Below are 23,551 nucleotides of genomic sequence, written 5' to 3'. Positions count from 1 at the left end.
AGTTGTCCGACTTCGTGAAGCACGCGAATTGTTCGGCGCGTGCTTGCTGGAGCTATCGCGAAACAGAAATTGATGTAACAAATCGCACACGCCAACTGTCGACAGCGGCACAGCAGGAGCCGCGTCTATCCGGGGGGAGATCTGAATGCGTGCGCTGTCCTTTGCCGCCATGCTGTTGCTTGCGAGCACGGCCACTTCGACCATGGCGCAGGCCCCCGGTAACACAGGCCCGTACAATGCGGCATTCCTGAAGGGCGGGATCGGCATCGAGCGCCCGCTGCAAGGCGGCGACGCGGCACTGGCGGCAGGCGCACCCTGGTCGATCTCGACCTGGGTGCGGCCGGACGAAGCCCGGGCAGACGCCACCCTGGTGTCGGTCGGCGATCCGGCAGGCGCAAGCCGAAGGCTGCAATTACGCGAGGGCAGGCCGGAAGCGGCCGATGGTGGGCAGACGGTCTCGGGCCGCGTTGTTCTTTCCGCCGGCAAGTGGACGCATCTGGCGGCTGTGTCGGACGGGCGTACCCTCACCCTCTATGTCGACGGCCGGCGCGTCGGGCGCGGGGCCGCGCCTTCCACTGTCGTCGCTCCGCGGCTGGGGATCGCTCCGGTCGTCGACGGGCGCCATTTCGGTGGCACGCTGGTACACGCCGCCTTCACCGGCACGGCACTCACCTCGGAGAGGATCGCGACTGCCGTCCGCGACCGCCCCGACTTCGATCTGGTGCAGATCTGGCGCGTAGGCGTTGGCTGGGAGTGGCAGAAGCAGGCGAACACCGGGCTTTGGCGCCAGCAGGACCCGTGGACCCTGCCCCAGGCACGCGGCAGGGCGATCACCGCACCCAAGGCATGGCCCGCGGATGGGACCGCGCCGCTCGCCCGCAATGCCGACGGGCGATGGACAATTCACCGTTGGCAGCTGGCAGCCGCCCCCGAGGTGAAGGAGGATGGGGCCGCCCTGTCGCGATCGACGCGGGCAAGCGGCACCTGGCATGCGGCGACGGTACCCGGCACCGTGCTGACCACGCTGGTCGATCGCGGCGTCTACCCGCACCCCTATTACGGGCTCAACAACCTCGCGATTCCCGAGAAGCTGGCGCGCCAGGATTACTGGTACCGCACCAGCTTCACCGTGCCGCCCGAGGCGGCGGGCAAGCGGCTGACGCTGATCTTCGGCGGCATCAACTATGCGTCGGAGATCTGGGCCAACGGTCGACGGCTCGGAACCACCAAAGGCGCGTTCATCCGCGGCCAGTTCGATCTCGTGCCGGTGGCGGGCGAGAACCGGCTGGCGATCCGCGTGTCGCCGCCGCCGCACCCAGGCATTCCGCACGAACAGTCTATCACGGCGGGCGTCGGCGAGAATGGCGGCCAGCTTGCGATCGACGGTCCGACCTTCATCGCGACCGAGGGGTGGGACTGGATCCCGGGTATCCGCGATCGCAACACCGGCCTGTGGCGTCCGGTCGAACTGGTGGCGCACGGCGACGTCCGCATCCTCGACCCGCAGGTGATCACCGACCTGCCGCTGCCGCGCACCGACGTCGCCGATGTCCATGTGACCGTGCCGGTCGAGAACAGCGGGACGACCCCGCGGCAGGTGACGGTGCGCGCAGCCTTTGGCGACGTGCGGGTGGAAAAGACCGTGTCGGCGCCGCCGGGGGAGAGCCGGGTCGTCTTCACGCCGGCCGAGTTCCCGGCGCTGCGCGTGCGCAACCCGCGGCTGTGGTGGCCGAACGGTTATGGCGAGGCGGCGCTCTATCAGCTGTCGCTGGAGGCGCTCGCCGACGGGCAGCTTTCGGACACCAGGACCCAGCGCTTCGGGATTCGTGAGGTGAGCTACGACCTGTCGCTGTTCGACAGCGCAGGTGCCCTGCGCCGCGTCAACGTGCAGACCACCGACGGGAAGCTTGCCGGCACGAAGCTGATCGACGTGACCCACGAGGGGATCAAGCAGAGCCCGCGCGGCTGGGCGGAGTCGCTGACCGCGGCCGGCGAGCGTTCGCCCGCCGTCACCCCGGTCGCGCAGCAGATGCCGGAGCCGCATCTGACCATTCGCGTCAACGGCGTGCAGATCGCCGCACGCGGCGGCAACTGGGGCATGGACGATGCGATGAAGCAGGTCAGCCGCGAGCGCCTCGCCCCCTATTTCCGCCTCCAGAAGGAGGCACACATGAACGTCATCCGCAACTGGATGGGCAACAACAACGAGGAGGAGTTCTTCGACCTCGCCGACGAGAACGGCATGATGATCCTCAACGACTTCTGGCAGTCGACCCAGAATTTCCAGGTCGAGCCGCAGGATCCGCAGCTGTTCCTCGCCAACGCGGTGGACACGGTGAAGCGCTATCGCAATCACCCGTCGATCATCCTCTGGTTCGGCCGCAACGAGGGCGTGCCCTACCCTGCACTCAACGAGGGGCTGGACGACGTGATCGCCGAGCACGACGGCACGCGCTGGTTCACCGGCAGCTCCAACGTGGTGAACCTGCAGGGGTCGGGCCCGTACAACTATCGCCCGCCGGTCGGCTATTTCACCGATCTCGCCACCGGCTTCTCCGTCGAGACGGGTACACCGTCGCTCTCCACGCTGGAATCGGTGAAGGCGTCGGTGCCGGAGAGCGAACTGTGGCCGCTCAGCGACACGCTCGCCTATCATGACTGGCACTTCGCGGGGAACGGCGACACCAAGACGTTCATGCAGACGCTGGGCACGATGTTCGGCGGGGCCAGCAGCTTCCCCGACTTCGAGCGCAAGGCGCAGATGATGAACCTCGAGACGCACAAGGCGATGTACGAGGGATTCCTAGGCCATCTGTGGACCAAGAACTCCGGTCGCTTGCTGTGGATGACGCATCCGGCGTGGCCGTCCAACGCGTGGCAGATCTACAGCTGGGACTATGACACCCACGCCGCCTATTATGGGGCGAAGAAGGCGGCCGAGCCGCTGCACGTGCAGCTGAACCTGCCCGGCAACGAGCTGGTCGTGCTCAACACCACGCAAGCGGCGGTACCCGGCCTCACGGCGCGGACGCGGGTGGTGAGCCTCCACAATCGCGAGCTGTTCACGAGGACCGATCGGGTGGATGCCGCCGCGAACCAGGCGATAAAGCTGGAGCCAGTCCCGCTCGACCGCATCTTTGCGCAGGACCCGATGGTGCTGGTGAGTCTCCAGCTGCTGGACGGGCAGAACCGGGTGGTCGCGGAGAACTTCTATTGGCGCGGCCGTGACCCCGCTTCCTACCGGGCGCTGAACGACTTGGCGCAGGTGTCGCTCGATGCCACTGCTGCGGCACCCGTCGCGCACGGCGAGGACCGGATGATCGCGGTGACGCTAACCAATCCAGGCCGGGTGCCGGTGCTCAACGCCAAGCTGACGCTGGTGGACGGGCACGGCGAGCGCATCCTGCCGGCCTATTACAGCGACAACTACGTCGCGCTGCTGCCCGGCGAGCGCAAGCGCATCGAGGTCCGCTATCCGGCGAGCATCTCGACCACGCCGTCGCTCACCTTGCGCGGGTGGAACGTGCCCCAGCAGCCAGTGGAGGTTGCGCGATGAGCGCCCGCGTCCTTGCGCCGTTCGCAGCGCTGCTGCTCCTGGGTGCAGCTCCCGCTCCGCCGCGCGTCACGGTTCCCGGCGGGACGGTGGAGGGCGCCAGTGTGGAGGATGGTGCCCTGGTTTTCCAGGGCATCCCCTATGCCGCGCCGCCGCTCGCCCAGCTGCGCTGGACCGCGCCCCAGCCGGTGCGCGCGTGGCAGGGCGTGCGCCCAGCCAAGGTCCGGGCGCCTGCCTGTCCGCAGAACGACGATGGCTGGAACCGCACCGACGCCGCGCACTACAGCGAAGATTGCCTGACGCTCGACATCCGCACGCCCGGACTCAGGGGCAAGCGGCCGGTGATGGTGTGGATCCACGGCGGCAGCAATCGCGCCGGATCGGCCGGCGGCATGGTGGCGTCGCGCATCACCCGAGAGGGCGTCGTGCTGGTGGCCATCCAGTATCGCCTGGGTGTGCTCGGCTTCCTCGCCCCGCGGCAAGCGGCGGTCAACGGCACCGCTGGAAACTACGGGCTGATGGACCAGATCGCAGCACTGCGCTGGGTGCGCGCGAACATCGCCCGCTTCGGCGGGGACCCGGACCAGGTGACGCTGTTCGGCGAGTCGGCGGGATCGCAGGACGTGTCGCTGATGCTCGCCGCGCCGGACGCACGGGACCTGTTCAAGCGCGCCATCCTGCAGAGCGGCACGCCGGGTTTCGGCCAGCCGTTCCGTCCCCTGCGCGACGCCTTCGCGATCGCCGACCAGGCGGAACGGCTGGCCGGGGGACAAGGCCTTGCCGGGCTCCGCGGGGCGCCGGTGAAGCAGCTGCTCAAGATCGACACCAAGCTGTCGGACCCGTCGCTGCACACGAACGGCTTCCTGTGGCTCAAGACGACCATCGACGGTCGTGTGCTGCCGGAGTCCCCGCGGCGCCTGCTCGCTAAGGCGCCTCGTAAACCCGTGATCATCGGGACGAACCGGGCCGAGTTCGGGCCCAAGGACGGCGCGACGGACATCACCGAGACGCTGCAACGCGTCTACGGTCCGCGCGCGGCAGAGGCGCAGCGGCTGTATGCTTTCGGCACGCCCGGGCGCGATCCGCGGCTCGGCCACCCGGCGCTGGAAATCGAAACCGATTGGGTGTTTCGCTGCCCCGCCATCACGCTCGCCACCCAGCTCGTCCGTCAGGGCTGGCCCGTGTGGAGCTACGAGTTCGACCTTGCACCCGATGGTGGCCTCACCAGCCATGCGATCGAAATTCCCTATGTGATGGACGCGCGGCCGATCGGTGACGGAGCATCGCTTCAGGACTATTGGGTGAATTTCGCGCTACGCGGCGATCCGAACGGCGGCGCTCTCCCGCGCTGGCCGGCCTTTTCCGCGGACGCGCGTCGCTATCTCGCGATCACGCCGAAGGGCGTGGAGGCTGCGGAGAAGCTGCGGACGGAAATCTGCGCGCTGAGGAACGAGATCTAGCGGGCGGCTGCGCGGCGCCCACCATCATCACCATCGACGGTCCGGGCCAGAAAGGCGGCGTGAGGTTCGGCCTGCGCAACCGTTGCGGCGATCGCCGCGCGCATCCGCGCGAAGGTCTCGGTGAGTTCGGCGATGCTGAACCGGTCGGCCAGCGGCGACGGATGCCCGGGCAGATCCTCGAACCCGGCGTAGAGGCTCAGCCAGCTGGGGTCTTGAAAGGTTTCCCACTCGCGACGGACGAACTCGCCACTCGCGCGCCAGGTATCGAGCTTGAGCTGCAGCCCCTCGGTCGGCGGCATCGCCCGCATTTGGTCCCAGAACGGCTCGCCATGGCGACCGTTCGCCCAATAATGCAGCAGCAGGAAGTCGCGGAGCCGCTCGAACTCCAGCACGGATTGATAGTTGTAGATCGCAGCCAGGCGTGGATCACAGGCGCGGTCCGGAAAGAAGCGCACCAGCCGCTCCAGGCCCGTCTGGATGAGCGAAATGCTGGTCGATTCCAGCGGTTCAAGGAAGCCCGAGGCGAGCCCCAGCCCAACGACATTGCGCTCCCAGAAGCGCGCACGATGACCGGTGGTGAAGCGCAGATGGTTGGGCTGGCCGAGCGGCTCGCCTTCCAGCTGCTCCAGCAGCATGGTTTCCGCCGACGCGTCGTCGAGGAACTCGGAGCAATAGACATGCCCGTTGCCGATCCGGTGGCGGAGCGGGATGCGCCACTGCCAGCCGGCGCGGCGCGCGGTGGCGACGGTAAATGGCTCTTGCGCGGCGTCCCGCAGACGGCAGGGAATGGCGATCGCGCGGTCGACCGGCAGCCAGCGGCGCCAGTCGACATAGGGGACCTCCAGCGCCTCCCCCAGCAACAGACTGCGAAAGCCCGAGCAATCGATCCAGAGATCCCCCCCGATCCGTCGCCCATCCTCCAGCAGGACCGCGGCGACATGGCCGGTCTCGCCATCCTGCTCGACACGGTCGATGCGTCCATCGACGTGAACGACACCGGCCGCGACCGAACGGTGGCGCAGCAAGGTGGCGAACTTGCTTGCATCGAAGTGCACCGCGAAGTCGAAGACGCCGAGGTCGTTCGCAGGCTTTTGCGCAGGTGCCAGGAAGCGACCCTGCTCGGCCAACTGGGTCGCGAGGGAATAGGCGCCAAGCGGGGTCGGGTCACCCGCCTGCCGCAGCTTCAGCCAGTAATGGTGGAAGGCGATGCCGCGCGCAGGCGTGCCGTAGAGGCCGAAGGGATGAAAGAAGCGGTGGCCGGGCGCTTTCCACCCGTCGAAGCGGATGCCGTATTTGACCGTGCCTTCGGTCTCGCGCAGCACTTCGCCATCGCTGAGGCCCACAGCCGCGAAGAAGTCGCGGATCGCAGGCACCGTCGCCTCGCCGACGCCCACCGTCCCGATCGCAGAGCTTTCGACCACCGTGATCGAGAGCCGCAGGTGATCGAGCTGGCGCGCGAGAAAGGCAGCCGCCATCCAGCCGGCCGTGCCGCCGCCCACGATCACGATGCTGCGGATCGGGTCCATCCTGTTCCTCCCGCGCGAAGGGTACGCCCGCAAACGAAGGCCGCCGCACTTGATGGTGCGGCGGCAAGGTGAACCATCCGCGCGCCGTTAGAAGCGCGCGCGCACCCCGGCGATGAAGCGCCGTTCGTAGATGTTCTCGAATAGCACCTGGTCGCTGAAGGTCAGGTAGTAACGCTCCGTCTCTGCAGTGAGGTTGGCCGCTTGACCGTAGAGCGTGAGATACGGCAGCACGTCGTAGGAGATCGACGCGTCCAGATAGTTGGTCGGCCGCTGGTACTGCGCGAGGCCCGGGATGCCGCCATAGTCGGACGAGACCAGCCGCTTGGAGCGGTAATTGTACGCGATGCGGGCCTGGAAGCCGTATTTCTCATACCAGAGGGCGGCGTTGATCTGATGCTTGGAGTTGTCCTGGAACGGCTGGTCGTGGCCCGCCAAGTCCACGCGCCCCGTGTCGCCAAGCGAGAGGGTGTAGTTTGCATCCACGCCGAAGCCGCTGAGGAATCCGTCCACGCCATAGTCGGCAAGCGCCTGGCGCGCGGACGCTTCGATGCCCTTCAGCGTGCCGCCCTCGCCCTGCTGGGTCGTGCTGACGGGGACCGGCCGGCGGATCACGCCGTCGTTGTCGGGAATATCGTTCCGGATGACCGTCGTATTCTCGATGAAACTGTCGACGTTGATGTAGAAGGCGCCGAGAGCGACCAGGCTCGACTGGCCGGTGTAATATTCCAGGCTCGCCTCGACATTGTCGGCGCGCCACGGCTCCAGCTGCGGGTTGCCGCGCGCATTCGCGCCGCGGGCCTCGAACAGCCCGGTGGCGGTGTTGATGGCATAGTTGACGTTGAGGCCGCCGCCCCATTGCAGGAAGTCGAGCAGCGTCATCGTCTTGGCGAAGGCGGCACGAAGCCGCAGTCCCTGGGTCAAATCCACCGCGACGTTGAATGCCGGCAGGAAATCGGTGAACTCGCGCTTCGTGAGCAGATCTCCGGCGTCGACCCCGGAAACCCCATAGGGCTGGGGCACGCCGACGATGTTCTGGCGCACGGTGAAGCGGGTGTTGACGATACGGACGCCGCCGTTCGCCTTGAACGGCAGGCCGAACACCTCGCCCTCGCCCGCGACCTCGGCATAGCCGGAGATCTGGCTGAGCTTAATGCCGAAGGAATCCGCCGGATTCACGTTGTTGACGCTGCCGGGATAGAAGCTGTTCTGGAACGCCTCGGAGTCGTCCATCGCCTTCGGGTCCAGCACCCACAGTGTCGGCGCGCCGGCGGCCGGCAGTTGATACTGCTTCATCAACCCGGCGAAGACCGGGTCGTCGCCCTGCCGGGTGAAGCCGGCGGTATAGGGAGTGCCTGCCGCATCGCGGACCGCACAGGCATTGTCGCCCAGGTTGACGTCGAACGCCTTCCACTTGACGTAGCAGCCGCCCGCCGGGTTCGCGGGGTTGTCGGTGTTGCCCGCATAGAAGGGCGAGATGCGCTCGAAGGTAAACTGGTCGACGCTGCGCTCACCGTAGCGCGCACCGAATTTCAGGCTGAAGGTGTCGCTCGCCTTCCACTCGGCATCACCGCGCAGGGCCCAGAGGTCGCCATCCTGGTAGACGTTGTTTTCCGAGGAGATGGTCTTGAGCCCGTAGCGCGAGACATCCCCCGCCTGTTCGAGGAACGCCGGCGAGAAGCCGAACACCGGCTTGCCGCTGGTATAGTCGACGGTCGCATCCTGGCTGTAGACTCGATAGCCGGTGGGGTTGAAGCGGATGTCCCCGCCCGGATAATTGCCGACGCCGTCATATGCCCACTGGCGCCCGTCCGTCAGGTTGAACTGGGCGTAGGACTGGTCGAGCTTGCGGCTGGCCTTTCCGTAGATGCCGCGGACCGTGGCGCTGAACTGCTCGCTCGGCTTCCAGTCGAGCTGGACGTTGTAGTTCTGCGACTCCGAACGGATGCGGAACGTCTCCGCATAGCTGTCGAAGTTCGGGAGGTCATAGGCATAGGTTTGGACGGTGTTGAGGTTGAACGGCCGAGTCTCGGTGACGCCACCGCCCAGGTCGACATTGCCGCTTACGACGGCACCCGTATCGCGCGACGCTGTCGGCAGGAACGGCGAGGATTGCCAATCCACCATCTGGAGCTGGAAGCCGGCGGTGCGATCGTATTGTGTTTGCTTGGTGTAGAAACCGTCAGCTGTTAGTCGCAGCGCGTCGGAGAATTCGAACTGCAGCGACGCATTTGCGCCGAAGCGCTCGCGGCTGGTGATGCGGTTCCAGGCGGTATGCGATTGCGGCGTAATGAACGCATCATTGGCGTCGCCGTCTCCATTAACGTCATACCCAAGCAGCTCGCCTTGAGCGCTTCGAATGGGCGTACCCCGGCTCACCCCGTTGTTCCCGACTGCGAAATCTCCCGCAACAGCGGGCGACACCGAGCCATCGGCATTGACGACCGCGTCGCGGCCGTATTCCGTTCGGGTCGTGACACCATAGTCCTGGATACCACGGAAGCTGTTGGCGAGGTCCAGGTCGCTATAGGCGGCCGATACCAGGATGCCGAAGCGGCCGGAGTTATAGGAGATCAGGCCGTTCGCGGACGGGTTCCACTTCTCCGTCTTGTCGCCGTACTGCGCCTCCGCCGCCCCGGCGATGGTCAGGCCGCTCTTGAGGTCGAACGGACGCCGGGTGAGGAGGTCCACCGTGCCCGAGAGACCCGCCTGCTGGAGCGAGGCGGTCGGCGACTTGAAGACGGTCGCGCCCGAGAAGAGCTGCGAGGGAATGTCGGTGAAGTTCGGTTGCACCGTGGTGACCGAGTTGGCACCCAGGAACTGCTCGCCGTTCATCAGGGTCGTCACCTGCGGCAGGCCGCGGATGTTGATGGCGCCGCCCTCGCCTGCCTCACGCCGGATCTGGACGCCGGGGATTCGCTGCAGCGAGTCCGCGATGGTGACGTCGGGAAGTTTGCCGATGTCCTGGGCACTGATCGCGTCGACGACGCTATCCGCCTCACGCTTCACCTCAATCGCGCGCGCCTGGGCAGCGCGAATGCCGGTGACGACGATCTCGGAACCGTCATCGTCCGACTGCGTGGGTGCCGCGACCGAGTCCTGCGGGCGCTCGATCGCCTCCGGATCGATCTGGGCGACATCCTGCGCCTGGGCGGTTCCGGCACCGAACGTGCCGAACGCAAGTGCGGACGTAGCCAACAATACGAGACGACGTGCGGAAACGCTTCCTGCAACCATGCCACCCCCTAGTCGACCGATGTCTTCCTCGGCTTCGAATAAGTAAATTACTTGTTCAATCTAGTAGAGAGGGTGTCAAGAACTTGCCGTTACCTAAAAAGTATACGCCCGGAGTGCGTCTCCGCGGCAACACTTCTCCCCAAGGGGGCAGGCGAGAAACGCTAGGCGCCCTTGGGCACCGGGGGAATGGATGTGCGAAGGGCGCTCTCCAGCCGCCTCGCAAGCAGGCCCGAGCGAGAGAAGCTGGCGGCGCTTCCACGCCGCCAGCGGTGCCGTCACTTCAATTCGCGGATCCAAATCGAACGAAAGCTGATCGGCGGGCTCGGATCGCCATGATCCTGCAGCTTGATCGGCGCGGGCCCATGCGCCTTGTACGCCGGCGCGCCGATATAGGCCGTCTCCCCCTTCAGCGCGACATGGTCCTGGACCAAAACCCCGTTCAGGAAGGCGGTCACATAAGCCGGGCTCGACACCGACCCGTCCGCAGCGAACACCGGGGCGGTCCAGATCACGTCGTAACTTTGCCATTCGCCCGGCGCGCGCACCGGGTTCGCGAGCGGCGCAGACTGCTTGTAGATGCTGCCGGCCTGACCGTTGACATACGTCTTGTTGCGGAAGCTATCCATGATCTGGAGCTCGTACCCGGCATCGCCGTCGCCGGTCGACGCCAGGAACAGGCCACTATTGCCCCGCGCCTGCCCCTCTCCCGTGATGTTGGCCGGGATGCGCCATTCGAGGTGGAGCTGGTAATTGCGGAAACGCTGCTTCGTCTCGATGTTGCCGGTCCCCTTGCGCACCGTCAGCACGCCATCGGCCACTGTCCAGCGCGCGGGGGACTTATCCTTGGTGGAGACCCACTGGCTGAGGTTCTTCCCGTCGAACAGCACCAATGCGTCGGACGGAGCCGGCGTCTGCGTCGCGGGCGCGGGCGTGACGACCGGAGGGACGGGTTGCCAGACCTCGGTATCCTCCGGGCGCGGCCCGGACTGGCCCGTCACGGCGGCCGTGCCCATCGCGGCCCCCAGCAGGGTTACACTGGCGGCGATTGCTGCGATCATAGTGCCCATCCCTTGCGATACTCCCGATCCAGAAATTGATTAGCCTCGGCGACGTTGGTGATGCGGTCGCCATCATATTCGATCGGCTGGTCGGCGCGCAGCGCCACCATGCCGAGCAGCATCGTTTCCGTGAGTGGCACGGCCACCGAGAATGGCGAGGAGATCGCCTCTTCGCCCCGGATCGCACGAATCCAGTTCATCTCGTGTCCGTCGCGCCCACCCAGGATCCGGGGCAGCGACATCGGCACCGCGGCCGCGCGCTCGGCCACGCCATCGCCGATCAGCACGGGCTTCTCCCCGTAGGTCTCGTGCATCAGCATGCCGCGGTCTCCGACATAGAGCACGCCGCCGTCCGGGTTCATGCGGGCAGTAAGGGGCATGGCCGTGGGCGTCGGCGGCATCAGCCCGCCATCGTACCACGTCATCGTGAGCGGCCCGCCCTTCGCCCGCCCGAACTGATAGGTCGTGATGTTGGCGAGCGGATAGCTGCCGAGATCGGCGGGTGGTTTGCCGTCCCAGATGTCCGTGTCGCCTCCCCACCGGCTGTGGCGCGTCTCGATACGGGTAGGAAGTCCCGGCTCCAGCGCCCAGACCGGGAAATCGACGAGGTGCGCGCCCATGTCGCCGAGCGAGCCGACGCCGAACGGCACCCAGCCCCGCCAATTGAAATGCGCGTAGTCGGGGTGATAGCCCCAATCCACCGGCGCCGGCCCAAGCCAGAGGTTCCAATCCAGCCTGGAGGGCGCGGTAACGGCGGCGGGACGCGCCTCTCCCTGCGGCCACAGCGGGCGATTGGTCCAGACATGCACCTCGCGCACTCGGCCGACCACACCCGCACGAATCCACTCGACCACACGGCGGCCGTCGTCGCCGGAATGGCCCTGGTTGCCCATCTGGGTCACGAGCTTGGGATTGCGCCGGGCGACCTCCAGCAGCGTGCGCCCCTCTCGGACCGTATAGGTCAGCGGCTTTTGCACATAAACATGAAGGCCGCGCTCCATCGCCTGCTTTGCGGCGATAGCATGGTGGTGGTCCGGCGTCGCGATCACCACCGCGTCGATGTCCTTGCGGGCATCGAACATGCGCCGGTAGTCAGTGAACCGGGCGGCGCGGTCATAGGCCGCCTTCAGCGGCTGCATCTCGGGCCGGGCGATGCCCTTGTTGTCGACGAAGCTCTTAGCAACATGATCGAAGTCGACATCGGCCAGCGCCACGATGTTCTGGCTGGTGAGCTTGGCCATGTTCTGCGCGCCCATGCCGCCGGCGCCGATCACCGCGACGTTGACCCGGTCGCTCGGCCGTAGGCGACGCGCCGCCGCCTGTCCCGGTATCGCAAGCAAGCCTGCTGTCGCGGCAGCGCCGCCGAGCCAGTCCCGCCGCGTCAGGCCATTTCCCTGTTCCGCCACGATCATCCTCTCCCCCCTTTTTTCTTTCCCGGCCGTCAGGCCGGTGGGCACGAGGAGCAGGCTAACAAGGGAAACACGTCCCTGCCACCTCCGGAAAGCAAAGCCGTCCAGAATTTCATTGGATCGCCGATGTCAGGGTAGTTTCTCTCGCCGCTTCCTATCCTTGCGGCAGCAGCTTAGGCTTCGACGAAAGAAGTCGAACTGGAGGGGCCGTAATGCAGCTTTTCGAAACGTCGTCGTCGCAAGCGCACCACGCGTCCGTGCGCTCTCTTCTGCGGCGGAGCGCCTGCGCAGCACTGCTGCTCATCACAGCGACACCGGCCACGGCGCAGAGCGGCGATCCCACCAGCTTTGCGAGCGCCGCGGACGTAGCCGCGCAGGTGGAGGAGATGGGCCGCGCGATGAAGCCGGGGCAAGGCTTCTCCAGCCGGCCGCTGGTGCGCGACGACAAGACGATAGCGGCGCTCGAATATTGGAAGGCGCCCGGCCGTCCCGCCGTCCATCCGGAGGAAGCCGAATACGCGCTGGTCGTGGCAGGCGCCGGCACGATGATCTCCGGGGGAACGCTCGAGGAGGCAAAGGTCACCCAACCCGGGCTGACCGAAGGAAGCCGCATCACCGGCGGCACGACACGCAAGCTGGTGCCGGGCGACGTCATCCTGATCCCAGCCGGCGTTCCGCACTGGTTCGGGATCACCGGCGATCGGCTGGTGCTGCTGGGCACAAAGCTACCGCGGCCGGAGGCACGCTGACGCCAGCGATCCCCGTGCAGCAAGGCGGGGAGCCAATCGCCGCACGCACCGTTGATCCGGGTGCATTTATTCGAAGGCCTGGACGCGATCCTCCTGGCGGCACTTTTGCTGCTGGTCGTCGCACGCAAGCTCAACGTCCCCTATCCGACGTTGCTGGCGGCAGCCGGCATCGGCTTCGCGCTGCTTCCCTTTGCCCCCGACATCGACCTCGATCCGGCTCTCGCGATGGCGCTGTTCATCGCGCCCGCACTGCTTCATGCCGCCTATCACACCAGCTTTCGGGGCCTGCGCCGCTTCTGGTTCCCGCTTTTGTCGCTGGCGGTCTTCGCCGTGCTGGTGACCACGGCCGCCGTCACGTTCGTTGGCGTCGCCGTGGCCGGACTTCCGCTTGCCGCAGCATTCGCCCTCGGCGCGATCGTCGCACCGCCCGATGCCGCGGCGGCAGAGGCCGTGCTGTCCGAAGTGGGCATCCCGCGCCGCGGCCTGCTGCTGCTGCAAGGAGAAAGTCTGCTCAACGACGCGACTGCCCTCCTCTTGTTCGGGCTGGCGGTCGCACTGGCGACGAACACCGACACGGCCGCCACCCCCCTCGTTCTCGCCGCAGCAGCGCCCGGCGGCATCCTGTTCGGCTTGGCGGCGGCCTGGCTGTACCTGCGGATCGTCCCGCTCTTTTCCGGAACGCTCGGCTCAAGCCTTGCCGATTTCGCGGTCACCTTCGCGATCTGGCTGCTCGCGGAGCGGCTCCATCTTTCCGCCGTGCTGGCGGTGGTCGCATTCGGCCTGCTGGTGGCGCAACGGCGTCCCCTCGGCCAGCCTGCCCGCGATCGGATCCAGAGCCGGGCGGTCTGGTCTGCGGGCGTGCTGGTCCTCAACGTGGTTGCCTTCATGATCATGGGGCTGCAGTCCCGCGACGTGCTCCTGCGGCTGGACAGCGCCGAGCGGCTTCCCGCGATCGTGTTTTCCCTGATCGTGCTGGCGACCGTCCTGGGTGCGCGGCTCGCCTGGGTGTTGCTGGTGCGCGCGTTCGAAGGCTTGATCTCGCGCCATCATGCACCCGCCTGGCTCCCAAAGCCGCCGCCCTGGCGTGCCGCGCTGATCCTCGGCTGGTCAGGAATGCGCGGACTGGTGACCCTTGCCACCGCCTTTGCCCTCCCGGCAGCCATGCCGGGGCGCGACCTGATCGTGCTCGCGGCGTTCACCGTCGTCATCGGCACCCTCGTCGTCCAAGGGCTGACGCTGGGGCCGCTGATCCGATGGCTCGACATCGGCGAGGACGCCGGATTAGCGACGAAGCTCGGTACGGCACGACGGCGGATCATCGATGCCGGCGTCGCGGTGCTCGCTGGCAACGAGAGCGATGCTGCCAGGGCGCTTCGCGTCCGCTATGGCGCCGCGGGGGCAGTTGCCGCGCATGCCGAGGATCCGCAAGCGCCCTCCGACTTCGACACGCTGCACCTCAAGGTCGTCGAGCATCAGCGCACCGCGCTCAACGAGATGCGGCAGAACGGGGACATCGCAGAGGATATCTACCGTCGCCTGCTGGAGGAACTCGACTGGTCTGAGGTCGAAGCGCGCTCCTTTTCCGACAATGTGCTGCGCTCCGCCTGACCCGGCACAGGGCGATTAACCTCGATAGTCTTCCACCGAACGTGCGGGTGTACCCGGCACCCTCAGCCTCACTTCATGCGCCCAGGAGGTTGCCGTAGCCGATCACCACGGTCGCCAGTACCAGCAGGGCGACGCCACCCCACACCATCGAGCGAACGCGCGGGTGTGCGTCTTTCCACTCGCGGAACGCAAAGCCCCACAGCGTCCCGAAGATGATGATGCTCGCCATGTGCAGCGTCCAGGACGAGAAGCCGAAGCGCCCCATTTGGCTTTCGCCCATGGTGTAGAAGAAGAACTGGAAATACCAGGCAGTGCCCGCGATCGCGCACAGGAGGTAGTTGCGCAGCAACGGCGCCCCGCCGCCCTTCCCGCCCCCGCGCCACTCGCCTGCGCTGCGGTTGCGCAGGATCAGGAACGCGCACCACAGAGCGTTGGTGACGAGCCCGCCGAACATAACGAGGCACAGCACCGGCAGGCCGGTCCACAGCGGGCCCGTTCCGGCCGCCGCGGACAGCGGCTTGATCGGTTCGCCGGCGGCAAGACCGAAGGCGAAGCAGGCCGACATGATCCCCGCGAAGATCGCGACGACGATACCCTTGCGGAAATCGAACTCGGCGACGGCGGCTGCTTTTTGCTCTGGCGAGAGCGCGGCGTCCTTGCGCGCACCCGCCATCGCCACGACGACGATGCCGGCAAGCGTCATCACCAGACCCAACAGGATGATGTTGCCCGATGGCGTGTCGAGCAGCTTCTCCTGGAGGTCGCCCTGGAAGATCGGCGGGATCAGCGTGCCGAATACGGTACACAACCCCAACACCACCGCCATGCCGAGCGACAGCCCTAGGTAGCGCATCACCAAGCCGTAGCCGAGGCCGCCGAAGCCCCACAGCAGGCCGAAAAACACCGGCCACAACAAGGTGGCGGTGGGCGTTCGGGAAAGGACGCCGAGCAGGTCCTCGGTCTGGATCGCGGCGAAGAACCACGGCGCGAGCAGCCAGGAGAAGACGCCGCCGGTCAGCCAGTAGATCTCCCAGCTCCAGCGCTTCACGCCCTTGTAGGGGACGTAGAAACTGGCGGAGGCGAGGCCGCCGATCCAGTGGAACAGCACGCCCAGAAGCGGATTTGCGCCCATCACAGATCCAGCTCCAGACGATAGACGCGGTTGGCAGTGCGCCCGAACAGGTCGCGACGCTCGCCTTCCGAAAAATCGGCGACGATCGCGTGATAGGCTTCAAGATGCTGGTCGAAGGGAGCGAACAGCTTGTCGGTGGGGCTGTCGCTCGCGAACAGGCAGCGGTCCGTCCCGAACAGGTCGATCGCCTCCAGCAGGAACGGCCGGATGCTTTCGACCGTCCAGTTACGGTCGATGAAGCCGACGCCCGACAGCTTGATCGAGACGTGCGGGGATTGCGCGAGCGCACGCAGGCCGTGGCGCCAGCGGGTAAGCCCCTCCCGCTCGGTCGGGATCGGCATGCCGACATGGTTGATGATGACCGGGATGTCCGGGTGGCGCTCGATCAACGGTGCCAACCCTGCCATCTGCCCGGCATAGCATTGCAGGTCGAACGACAGCCCATAGCGCGCGAGCAGCCCGAACCCCGCCCACCATTGGTCGTCCTGGGTGACGTCGTGCGGCGTGTAGGTGCGCAGGGGATTGGTGTGCCAGTTGACGATCTGGCGGATGCCGCGGACATGGGGGTTCGCGGCCTGCGCCTCCAGCAGCGGCTCGACGCCGGGATCATGGAGCGGCGCAAAGGCGACGATGGCATTGGGCATGCCGCGGTCGGCGGCAATCGCCTCCAGCCGTTCGGTTTCGTCGAGTGCCTGCGAAGGGTCGGCACCGGCCTCGATGTGGACGATGCCCTTGACGTTCCAGCACCGGGCATCGGCGCAATAGTCGTCGATCCGATAATCGCGCGCGATCGGCTCGGTGACGCCTGCGGGCCCCTCGGTGAAGGGCGGGGTCAGCCAGGGATAGCGGATGTGGCCGAGGTCCCAAAGATGGACATGGGCGTCGACGAACGGAATGGCTTCCATGGGTCTCCTCTCGTGTGACGCGCCGCCTCTTTCGGGCGGTCGCGCAGCGGGATCAGAAGGTTGTGCGCCCCCCGGATGTGTCGAAGGTGGCGGCGGTGGTGAAACTGCATTCCTCGCTCGCCATGAAGCACACCATCGCGGCGCTTTCCTCGACCTCGCCCAGGCGCCCCATCGGGATCTTGGATCGCATGTAGTCCACCTGGCTCTGCGGCAATTGCGCCAGGATCGGGCTTTCGAACGTGGCGGGGGTCAGCGCGTTGGCGATGATGCCGCTACCGGCAAGCTCCTTGCCGAGCGACTTGGTGAAGCCGATGACCCCTGCCTTGGACGCCGAATAGGCAGAGGCATTGGGATTGCCTTCCTTGCCCGCGACGGAGGCGACGTTGACGATCCGGCCATAGCCGTGGCGCAGCATGTACGGCACCACCGCGCGTACGCAGTAGAAGATGCCGTTCAGGTTGATGTCGATCACCCGGAGCCAGCTGTCGATCGGGAACTCGTGCGCCGGCTTGGTCGCGCCGGTGATGCCGGCGGAAGCGACGAGCACATCGATCCGCCCGAGCGCCTCGAAGGTAGCGGCCGCAGCCGCCTCGACCGCCTGCTGATCCGACACGTCGAGAGCGACGACATGCGCCGCCCCAATCCGATCCTTCGCGGTCGCAAGCGCTTGCGGATTCACGTCCCAAAGCGCGACCTTTCCGCCTTCGGCGATGATCCGCTTGGCGGAAGCGAGCCCAAGACCCGAGGCGCCGCCGGTGACGACGGCAACCTGCCCGGCGAACCGGTCGGGGAAGACACTCACCCCAGCACCTCGTCACCCAGGTGGCGCCACGCGACGACGTTCTGCTGCTGCTCGCCGAGGCCGGCGATCCCCAGGCGCATTGTGTCTCCCGCCTTGAGGAAGATCTTGTGAGGCTTCTTGCCCTCGCCCACGCCCGGCGGGGTACCCGTGATCAGCAGGTCGCCGGGATAGAGAGTCATGTAGCGGCTGACGTAGCTGATGATCTGCTTGACGTCGAAGATCATGGTGCGGGTGTTGCCGGTCTGCATCCGCTCGCCGTTCACGTCGAGAAACATGTCGAGGTTCTGGCAGTCGGCGACCTTGTCCGGGGTCACGAGCCAGGGGCCCACGGGACAGAAGGTGTCATGGCCCTTGCCCTTGGACCACTGGCTGCCGCGCTCCTTCTGATTGAAGCGTTCGGAGACGTCGTTGGCGACGGTGAAGCCCGCCACATGCGCCAGCGCGCCGTCCTCCTCGACGTAGCGGCAGGTCCTGCCGATCACGACGCCCAACTCGACTTCCCAATCGGTATGGGTGGAATCCTTCGGAATCATCACTTCGTCATTGGGTCCGGTGAGGCTGGAGAGCGCCTTCATGAACATGACCGGCTCGGTCGGGATCGGCAGGTTGGATTCGATCGCATGGTCCTCATAGTTGAGACCGATCGCGACGATCTTGCCGATACCTTCCACGGGTACGCCATAGCGCGGGGTCTCCTCGACCACGGGCAGGCTCTCGACGTCGAAATCGCCGAGCGAGGCGATCGCGGCGACGGTCAGCCGGTCGACCTTGCCTGACAGGTCGCGCAGCACGCCCCGGGCGTCGACCACGCCGGGCTTTTCGGATCCGCGGGCACCAAAGCGGCAGAATTTCATGGGAGAGGCTTCTTTCGTTGGGGCTTGGGAAAAAGGGAGGAGATCAGCGTGCGTACGGGCGATGCATCGGCAGGTCGCGGTTGAGCTCCACGCCGAAACCGGGCTTGTCGAGTGCACTCGCACGCAGGCGGCCGTTCACCGGCACGGGCTCGCCGATCAGTTGCGGGTGGAACATCGGCACCACTTCGCTCGGCCCCGGATGCATCATCAGGAACTCGGCGAAGGGCGAATTATGGCGCGTGATGACGAAGTGGTAGCTGTAGACCGATGAGCCATGCGGCACGACCAGCTTGCCATGCGCGTCGGCGAGCGCGGAGATCTTGAGCAATTCGGTCACGCCGCCGCACCAGCCCACATCGGGCTGGAGGATGTCGCAGCAGCCCATCTCCAGCAGCATGCGGAAGCCCCAGCGGGTCGCCTCATGCTCGCCGGTGGTGACCAGCATGCCCCGGGGCACGTTGCGCTTCAGTTCCGCATAGCCCCAGTAGTCGTCGGGGCTGATCGCCTCCTCGATCCACTTCAGGCCGTGCTCGTGCGCCGCAAGCGCCAGGCGCGTCGCATAGTCGACGTCGAGCGCCATCCAGCAATCCAGCATCAGCCAGAAGTCGGGGCCGACCCGCTCCCGCATCGTCGCCAGTTCGGCGATGTTCTTGCGGAACCCCTCGATGCCCTCGGCAGGACTGTGGTGGAGCGGCATCTTGCCACCGATGAAGCCCATGTCCTTGGCAAGGTCCGGCCGAGAGCCGGTCGCGTAGAATTGCAGTTCGTCGCGCACCGCCCCGCCGAGCAGCGCATGCACCGGCTCCCCGCGAAGCTTGCCGAGCAGGTCCCAGAGCGCAAGGTCGACACCGGAGATGGCATTCACCACCAACCCCTTGCGGCCGTAATATTGGGTCGAGAAGTACATCTGGTCCCAGATCTTCTCGTACTCGGCCGGATTGCGACCTTCGAGGAAGCGGGCGAGGTGCCGCTCGACGATGAAGCAGGCGGGCTCGCCGCCGGTCGTCAACGCAAAGCCGATCGTGCCGTCCTCGGCCTCGATCTCCACCACCAGCGTGCCCAGCACGTTGATGCCGAAGCTCTGCCGGGACTGGCGGTACTCGGGGTAGCGCGCCATCGGCGTCGCGATATGATCGTCGATCCAGTGGCCTGCCCCCTGGTCGTGATAGTCGGCCCCGCCGCCACGGACGGTGAATGCTCGAACGTGCTTGATCCTGGGAAGCCCGGTGTATGCCATTTGCACCATCCCCTTGTTCGACGCCGCCTTGCCGGCGATCGTGCTCACTGCCTGTTACCGATACCATCTGGTGATACGGATTTCGATGATATGAGGGGATCGTCTGCCCTCGCGCCGCATCTCCCGGCGATGCCCATTTACAATCTCAATTTGTGAGATAGGATGTTACGAGATGGAAAATACCGCGTCAAACGAAGAATTGCCGGAGGCAAAGCCCGCTTCGAAGGTGCAGGGCAGTCAGACGCTGCTGCGCGGGCTCGACCTGCTGGACCAGGTGGTCGACGGGCCGGTGCGGCTCGCCGAGCTTTCCGCGCGCATGGGGCTGACGCGCTCGACCACCCATCGCCTTGCCAATGCGCTGATCGACCGCGGCTTCGTCACCTACCTCCCGCGTGAGGGCTATCAGCTGGGACCCAAGCTGCTGCAGCTAGGGTTCCTGGCGCAGAGCCAGGCCGATGTGGTGCAGATCGCCCGCCCCCGTATCGAGGCGCTGGCGGCGCAGAGCGAGGATACGGTGCATTTCGGCCGGCTGGACGGCGAGCTCGCGCTCTACCTGGACAAGATCCCGGGGCGGCGGCGGGTCGACATCTCCAGCCGCGTGGGCGACCGCCAGCCCCTCACCTCCACCGGCCTGGGCAAGGCGCTGCTGCTCGATGCGCCGGAGGCCGAGTGGCAGCGCGCGTTCGAGCGCGAACAGGCGGGCGGCGCGCCCTCGATCGACTACGCCACCTGGCTGCAACGGATGCGGGGCTATGTGGCCGCAGGCCATGCGTTCGACCTGGAGGAGAACGAGGATCTGATCCGCTGCGTGGCGGCGCCCGTGCGCGATGCGTCCGGCAAGATCGTCGCCGCCATCAGCCTGTCGAGCGCGGCGCAATATATGGACGACGACCGGATGGCGGCGCTGAGTCACGAAGTCCGTGGCACCGCCGAACAGATCAGCCGCGATCTTGGCTGGACCCCCACCGCCCGTCCACCCAAACGCCGATAACGAGAGGATTGCCGACCCGTGAAGCTGCTCGAAGGAAAGACCGTCCTTGTCACCGGCGCCTCGACCGGCATCGGCCGTGCGGCCGCGATCGGCGCCGCACAACATGGTGCCAACGTCGTCATCAACTATCACAGCCGCGACGAGGACGCGGAAAGCTGCATCACCGCGATCGAGGCGGCCGGTCGGCGTGGGCTGGCGGTCAAGGGCGACGTGGCCGACGCAGCGACGGCGACCGACTTCGTGGCACGCGCGGTCGACCGCTTCGGCGGGGTCGACGTGATGGTGAGCAACGCGGGCATCTGCCCCTTTCACGCGTTTCTCGACATCCCGGCGGAGACGGTGGAGCGCACCTTCCGCGTCAACCTGCACGGCGCCTATTACATGGTGCAGGCAGCCGCGCGCCAGATGGTGGAGCAGGGCCGCGGTGGCGCGATCGTGGCAGTGTCCTCGATCTCGGCACTGGTCGGCGGCGAGTTCCAAACCCACTACACTCCCACCAAAGCTGGCGTGCATTCGCTGATGCAGTCGACCGCGATCGCGCTCGGCAAACACGGCATCCGCTGCAACTCGGTGCTTCCGGGCACCATCCTCACCGAGATCAACAAGGACGATCTCGCGGACGAGGAGAAGCGCCGGTACATGGAGGCGCGCACGCCCTTGGGGCGCCTGGGACAGCCGGAGGACATGGTCGGCCCGATCGTGTTCCTGGCCTCCGACATGGCAGCCTATGTCACCGGCGCCGCGCTGCTGGTGGACGGCGGCATGTACGTGAACCTGCAATGAGGACGGGCATCCCCTTCCCCGCCCGATCCGCGGCGCCGGTTGCCACCGCGGCCTGACATGCCCCCTTCCCCCCGCCCCCGCGTGGCGCTCTTCGTCACCTGCCTGGTGGATGCCATGCGGCCGCGCATCGGCTTTGCGGCGCTCGCCGCGCTGGAGGACGCGGGGTGCGAGGTGGTGGTGCCGGCGGCACAGACCTGTTGCGGGCAGCCGGCGCTGAACTCCGGGCATGCTGCAGCGGCGGCCGCCATCGCGCGGCAAACGATCGCGCTGCTCGAGCCGTATGAAGCGGTGGTGGTGCCGAGCGGGTCCTGCGCGGCGACGATCGCCTGCCACTATCCCGAGTTGCTCGCGAACGACCCGGCCTGGCTACCCCGCGCGCAAGCCCTGGCGTCGCGGACGTACGAGATTCTCACCTATCTCGACCAGGTCTGCGATTGGCGGCCACGTGCTGCGCTGGAGGCGAGCGTCGCCTATCACGACAGTTGCTCGGGCTTGCGCGAACTGGGGATCAAGCGGCAGCCACGGCGGCTGCTCTCCCAGGTGAAGGGGCTGCGGCAGGTGCCGCTTGCCGGCGCGGAGACCTGCTGCGGCTTCGGCGGCACCTTTTGCGTCAAATACCCCAGCATCTCCAACGCGATCGTCGAGGAGAAAGCTGCGGCGATCGAGACCAGCGGCGCGGACCTGCTGCTGTCGGGCGACCTCGGCTGCCTGATGAACATGGCGGGAAAGCTTCACCGACGCGGTGCATCTACCCGCGCGTTTCATACCGTGGAGGTGCTGGCAGGCATGGCCGACGGCCCTGCCATCGGCGAGGCGCCGTGAGCGGCTTTACCCGGCGCGTCGAGCACGCACTCGCCGACCCCGTCCTGAAGATCGCGGTCGAGCGTACTGCTGGTACCGCCGAGGCCAAGCGCGCGATTGCCGTCACCGCCTTTCCGGATTTCGAGGCGGCACGGACGCGTGCGGCGGCGATCAAGGACCATGTCGTCGCAAACCTCGGCCACTATCTTCAGGAATTCGAGGCTAACGCGGAGGCGGCCGGCGCCACCGTCCACTGGGCGCGGACCGCCGAGGAAGCCTGCGAGACCGTCGTCGGCATCTGCAAGCGTGCCGGCGCGCGCTCCGTCGCGCGGTCGAAGTCGATGCTGGGGGAGGAGATCGGTCTTCCCCACGCACTCGCGGAAGCCGGGATCGAGCGGGTCGAAACGGACCTTGCCGAACACATCATCCAGCTGTCCGGCGAGCGCCCCTCGCACATCGTCTGGCCGGCGATGCACAAAACGCGCGAGCAGGTATCTGCGCTCTTTCGTGCCCGGCACCGCGAGCCGCATCTGGAAGAAACGATTGCGGCGATGGCCGAAAGCGCTCGCCGTCACCTTCGCTCGGCGATGCTGGACGCGGACGTGGGCATCTCCGGCGCGAACTTCCTGATTGCGGACACCGGCAGCGTCTGCACCGTGACGAACGAGGGAAATGCGGAGCTCTCGATCGTGCCGCCGCGTGTCCACATCGTAACCGCCGGCATCGAGAAGGTGGTGCCGTCCCTGCCGCACGCCATCCACATGCTGCGGATGCTGGCCCGGTCGGCCACCGGCGCGGCGCTCACTCAGTACACCACCTTCTACACTGGGCCGCGGCGTGCCGGCGATCGCGACGGCCCGGAAGAAATGCACATCGTGCTGGTCGACAACGGCCGCACGGAAATGCGCGAGAGCGGCCTCGCGGAGATGCTGCGCTGCATCCGGTGCGGCGCCTGCATGAACCATTGCGTGGTGTTTCGGCAGATCGGTGGCCATGCCTATGGCGGCACCTATCCTGGGCCCATGGGTGCGGTGCTGACTCCTGCCCTCGACGGGCTGTCGGCGAACCGGGACCTGGTCCACGCCTGCACGATGAACGGCAAGTGCCAGGAGGTCTGCCCGGTCAACATCCCCCTCCCCACCCTGTTGCGCGGTTGGCGCGAGAAGAGTTGGCGCGAGGGGCTGGAGCCGCAGACGGTGCGCCGGGCGCTGGGACTCTGGGCGTGGGGCGTGCGCCACCCGCGGCTCTACCGCCTCGGCAGCGCACTGGCGGTACGCGCCATGCGCATGGCGGCGCGGGCGGGCTGGATCTCGCGACTTCCGCTCGCGGGAGGGTGGACCCGGCATCGTGATCTTCCCGCACCCGAAAGCACGACCTTCATGGAACAATATGCACGAGGGAGGCGCCGGTGAGCGCACGAGATGCCATCCTCGGGCGCTTGGGACGTTC

At 66.7% G+C, this 23,551-nt stretch carries 17 protein-coding genes; 8 read left to right on the top strand and 9 right to left on the bottom strand.

Features of this window, described 5'->3' with window-relative positions; all coding sequences use genetic code 11:
- Positions 1-145 precede the first annotated feature (145 nt).
- The gene (locus tag VPH46_RS10300; protein ID WP_416610986.1) at positions 146-3,556 is read left to right on the top strand and encodes a glycosyl hydrolase 2 galactose-binding domain-containing protein; all 3,411 of its coding nucleotides are present in this window, start codon (positions 146-148) and stop codon (positions 3,554-3,556) included.
- Entirely contained in the window at positions 3,553-5,013 is a 1,461-nt protein-coding gene (locus tag VPH46_RS10295) for a carboxylesterase/lipase family protein (protein ID WP_416610984.1), read from the top strand. Before VPH46_RS10300 ends, VPH46_RS10295 begins: the two co-directional genes overlap by 4 nt.
- On the opposite strand, the gene VPH46_RS10290 is transcribed toward VPH46_RS10295, so the two are convergent.
- From VPH46_RS10290 to VPH46_RS10275, 4 genes are all read right to left on the bottom strand, one after another.
- Entirely contained in the window at positions 5,010-6,539 is a 1,530-nt protein-coding gene (locus VPH46_RS10290; RefSeq protein ID WP_416610982.1) for a tryptophan halogenase family protein, read from the bottom strand. The genes VPH46_RS10295 and VPH46_RS10290 overlap by 4 nt on opposite strands.
- 87 nt (positions 6,540-6,626) lie before the next feature.
- A complete protein-coding gene (locus tag VPH46_RS10285; RefSeq protein WP_416610980.1) occupies positions 6,627-9,734 on the bottom strand; it encodes a TonB-dependent receptor in 3,108 nt (1,035 codons plus the stop codon).
- Between the two features lie 314 nt (positions 9,735-10,048).
- The gene (locus tag VPH46_RS10280) at positions 10,049-10,831 is read right to left on the bottom strand and encodes a 3-keto-disaccharide hydrolase (protein WP_416610978.1); all 783 of its coding nucleotides are present in this window, start codon (positions 10,829-10,831) and stop codon (positions 10,049-10,051) included.
- Positions 10,828-12,243, bottom strand: a complete 1,416-nt coding sequence (locus VPH46_RS10275; RefSeq protein WP_416610976.1) for a Gfo/Idh/MocA family protein — start codon at positions 12,241-12,243, stop codon at positions 10,828-10,830. Before VPH46_RS10275 ends, VPH46_RS10280 begins: the two co-directional genes overlap by 4 nt.
- 254 nt (positions 12,244-12,497) lie before the next feature.
- On the opposite strand from VPH46_RS10275, the gene VPH46_RS10270 reads away from it, so the two are divergent.
- Both VPH46_RS10270 and VPH46_RS10265 read left to right on the top strand, forming a co-directional pair.
- The gene (locus tag VPH46_RS10270) at positions 12,498-12,989 is read left to right on the top strand and encodes a cupin domain-containing protein (protein ID WP_416610974.1); all 492 of its coding nucleotides are present in this window, start codon (positions 12,498-12,500) and stop codon (positions 12,987-12,989) included.
- Positions 12,990-13,049: 60 nt separating this feature from the next.
- Positions 13,050-14,597: a cation:proton antiporter gene (locus VPH46_RS10265; RefSeq protein ID WP_416611046.1), complete on the top strand. Its 1,548-nt coding sequence runs from the start codon at positions 13,050-13,052 to the stop codon at positions 14,595-14,597.
- Positions 14,598-14,670: 73 nt separating this feature from the next.
- On the opposite strand, the gene rhaT is transcribed toward VPH46_RS10265, so the two are convergent.
- Genes rhaT through rhmD form a run of 5 tightly spaced genes read right to left on the bottom strand, consistent with a single transcriptional unit; the run spans position 14,671 to position 19,527 of the window.
- Positions 14,671-15,729: an L-rhamnose/proton symporter RhaT gene (rhaT, locus tag VPH46_RS10260; RefSeq protein ID WP_416610972.1), complete on the bottom strand. Its 1,059-nt coding sequence runs from the start codon at positions 15,727-15,729 to the stop codon at positions 14,671-14,673.
- Positions 15,729-16,634 carry an amidohydrolase family protein gene (locus VPH46_RS10255; RefSeq protein ID WP_416610970.1) on the bottom strand — a complete coding sequence of 302 codons (906 nt, stop codon included), beginning with the start codon at positions 16,632-16,634 and terminating at the stop codon, positions 15,729-15,731. The genes rhaT and VPH46_RS10255 overlap by 1 nt, the downstream gene beginning before the upstream one ends.
- A gap of 52 nt (positions 16,635-16,686) precedes the next feature.
- Positions 16,687-17,436, bottom strand: coding sequence for an SDR family NAD(P)-dependent oxidoreductase (locus tag VPH46_RS10250; RefSeq protein WP_416610968.1), 750 nt, complete (start codon positions 17,434-17,436; stop codon positions 16,687-16,689).
- Positions 17,433-18,290 carry a fumarylacetoacetate hydrolase family protein gene (locus VPH46_RS10245; RefSeq protein ID WP_416610966.1) on the bottom strand — a complete coding sequence of 286 codons (858 nt, stop codon included), beginning with the start codon at positions 18,288-18,290 and terminating at the stop codon, positions 17,433-17,435. The genes VPH46_RS10250 and VPH46_RS10245 overlap by 4 nt, the downstream gene beginning before the upstream one ends.
- Before the next feature lie 43 nt (positions 18,291-18,333).
- Positions 18,334-19,527, bottom strand: coding sequence for an L-rhamnonate dehydratase (rhmD, locus tag VPH46_RS10240; RefSeq protein WP_416611044.1), 1,194 nt, complete (start codon positions 19,525-19,527; stop codon positions 18,334-18,336).
- A gap of 172 nt (positions 19,528-19,699) precedes the next feature.
- On the opposite strand from rhmD, the gene VPH46_RS10235 reads away from it, so the two are divergent.
- From VPH46_RS10235 to VPH46_RS10220, 4 genes are read left to right on the top strand one after another with little or no spacing between them, the layout of a single operon-like run.
- Entirely contained in the window at positions 19,700-20,518 is an 819-nt protein-coding gene (locus VPH46_RS10235; protein ID WP_125961165.1) for an IclR family transcriptional regulator, read from the top strand.
- Positions 20,519-20,536: 18 nt separating this feature from the next.
- Positions 20,537-21,301 (top strand): SDR family NAD(P)-dependent oxidoreductase, encoded by a 765-nt coding sequence (locus VPH46_RS10230; protein ID WP_416610963.1) that lies wholly within the window; start codon positions 20,537-20,539, stop codon positions 21,299-21,301.
- Between the two features lie 57 nt (positions 21,302-21,358).
- Positions 21,359-22,123: a (Fe-S)-binding protein gene (locus tag VPH46_RS10225; RefSeq protein WP_416610961.1), complete on the top strand. Its 765-nt coding sequence runs from the start codon at positions 21,359-21,361 to the stop codon at positions 22,121-22,123.
- Entirely contained in the window at positions 22,120-23,514 is a 1,395-nt protein-coding gene (locus tag VPH46_RS10220) for a lactate utilization protein B (protein WP_416610959.1), read from the top strand. Before VPH46_RS10225 ends, VPH46_RS10220 begins: the two co-directional genes overlap by 4 nt.
- The last annotated feature ends 37 nt before the right edge of the window (positions 23,515-23,551 follow it).

This window comes from Sphingomonas sp. MJ1 (PH-R8) (assembly GCF_048058635.1).
Classification (GTDB): Bacteria; Pseudomonadota; Alphaproteobacteria; order Sphingomonadales; family Sphingomonadaceae; genus Sphingomonas.
Note: the sequence above shows the minus strand (reverse complement) of the source record. Positions and strands in the feature narration are given on the sequence as shown.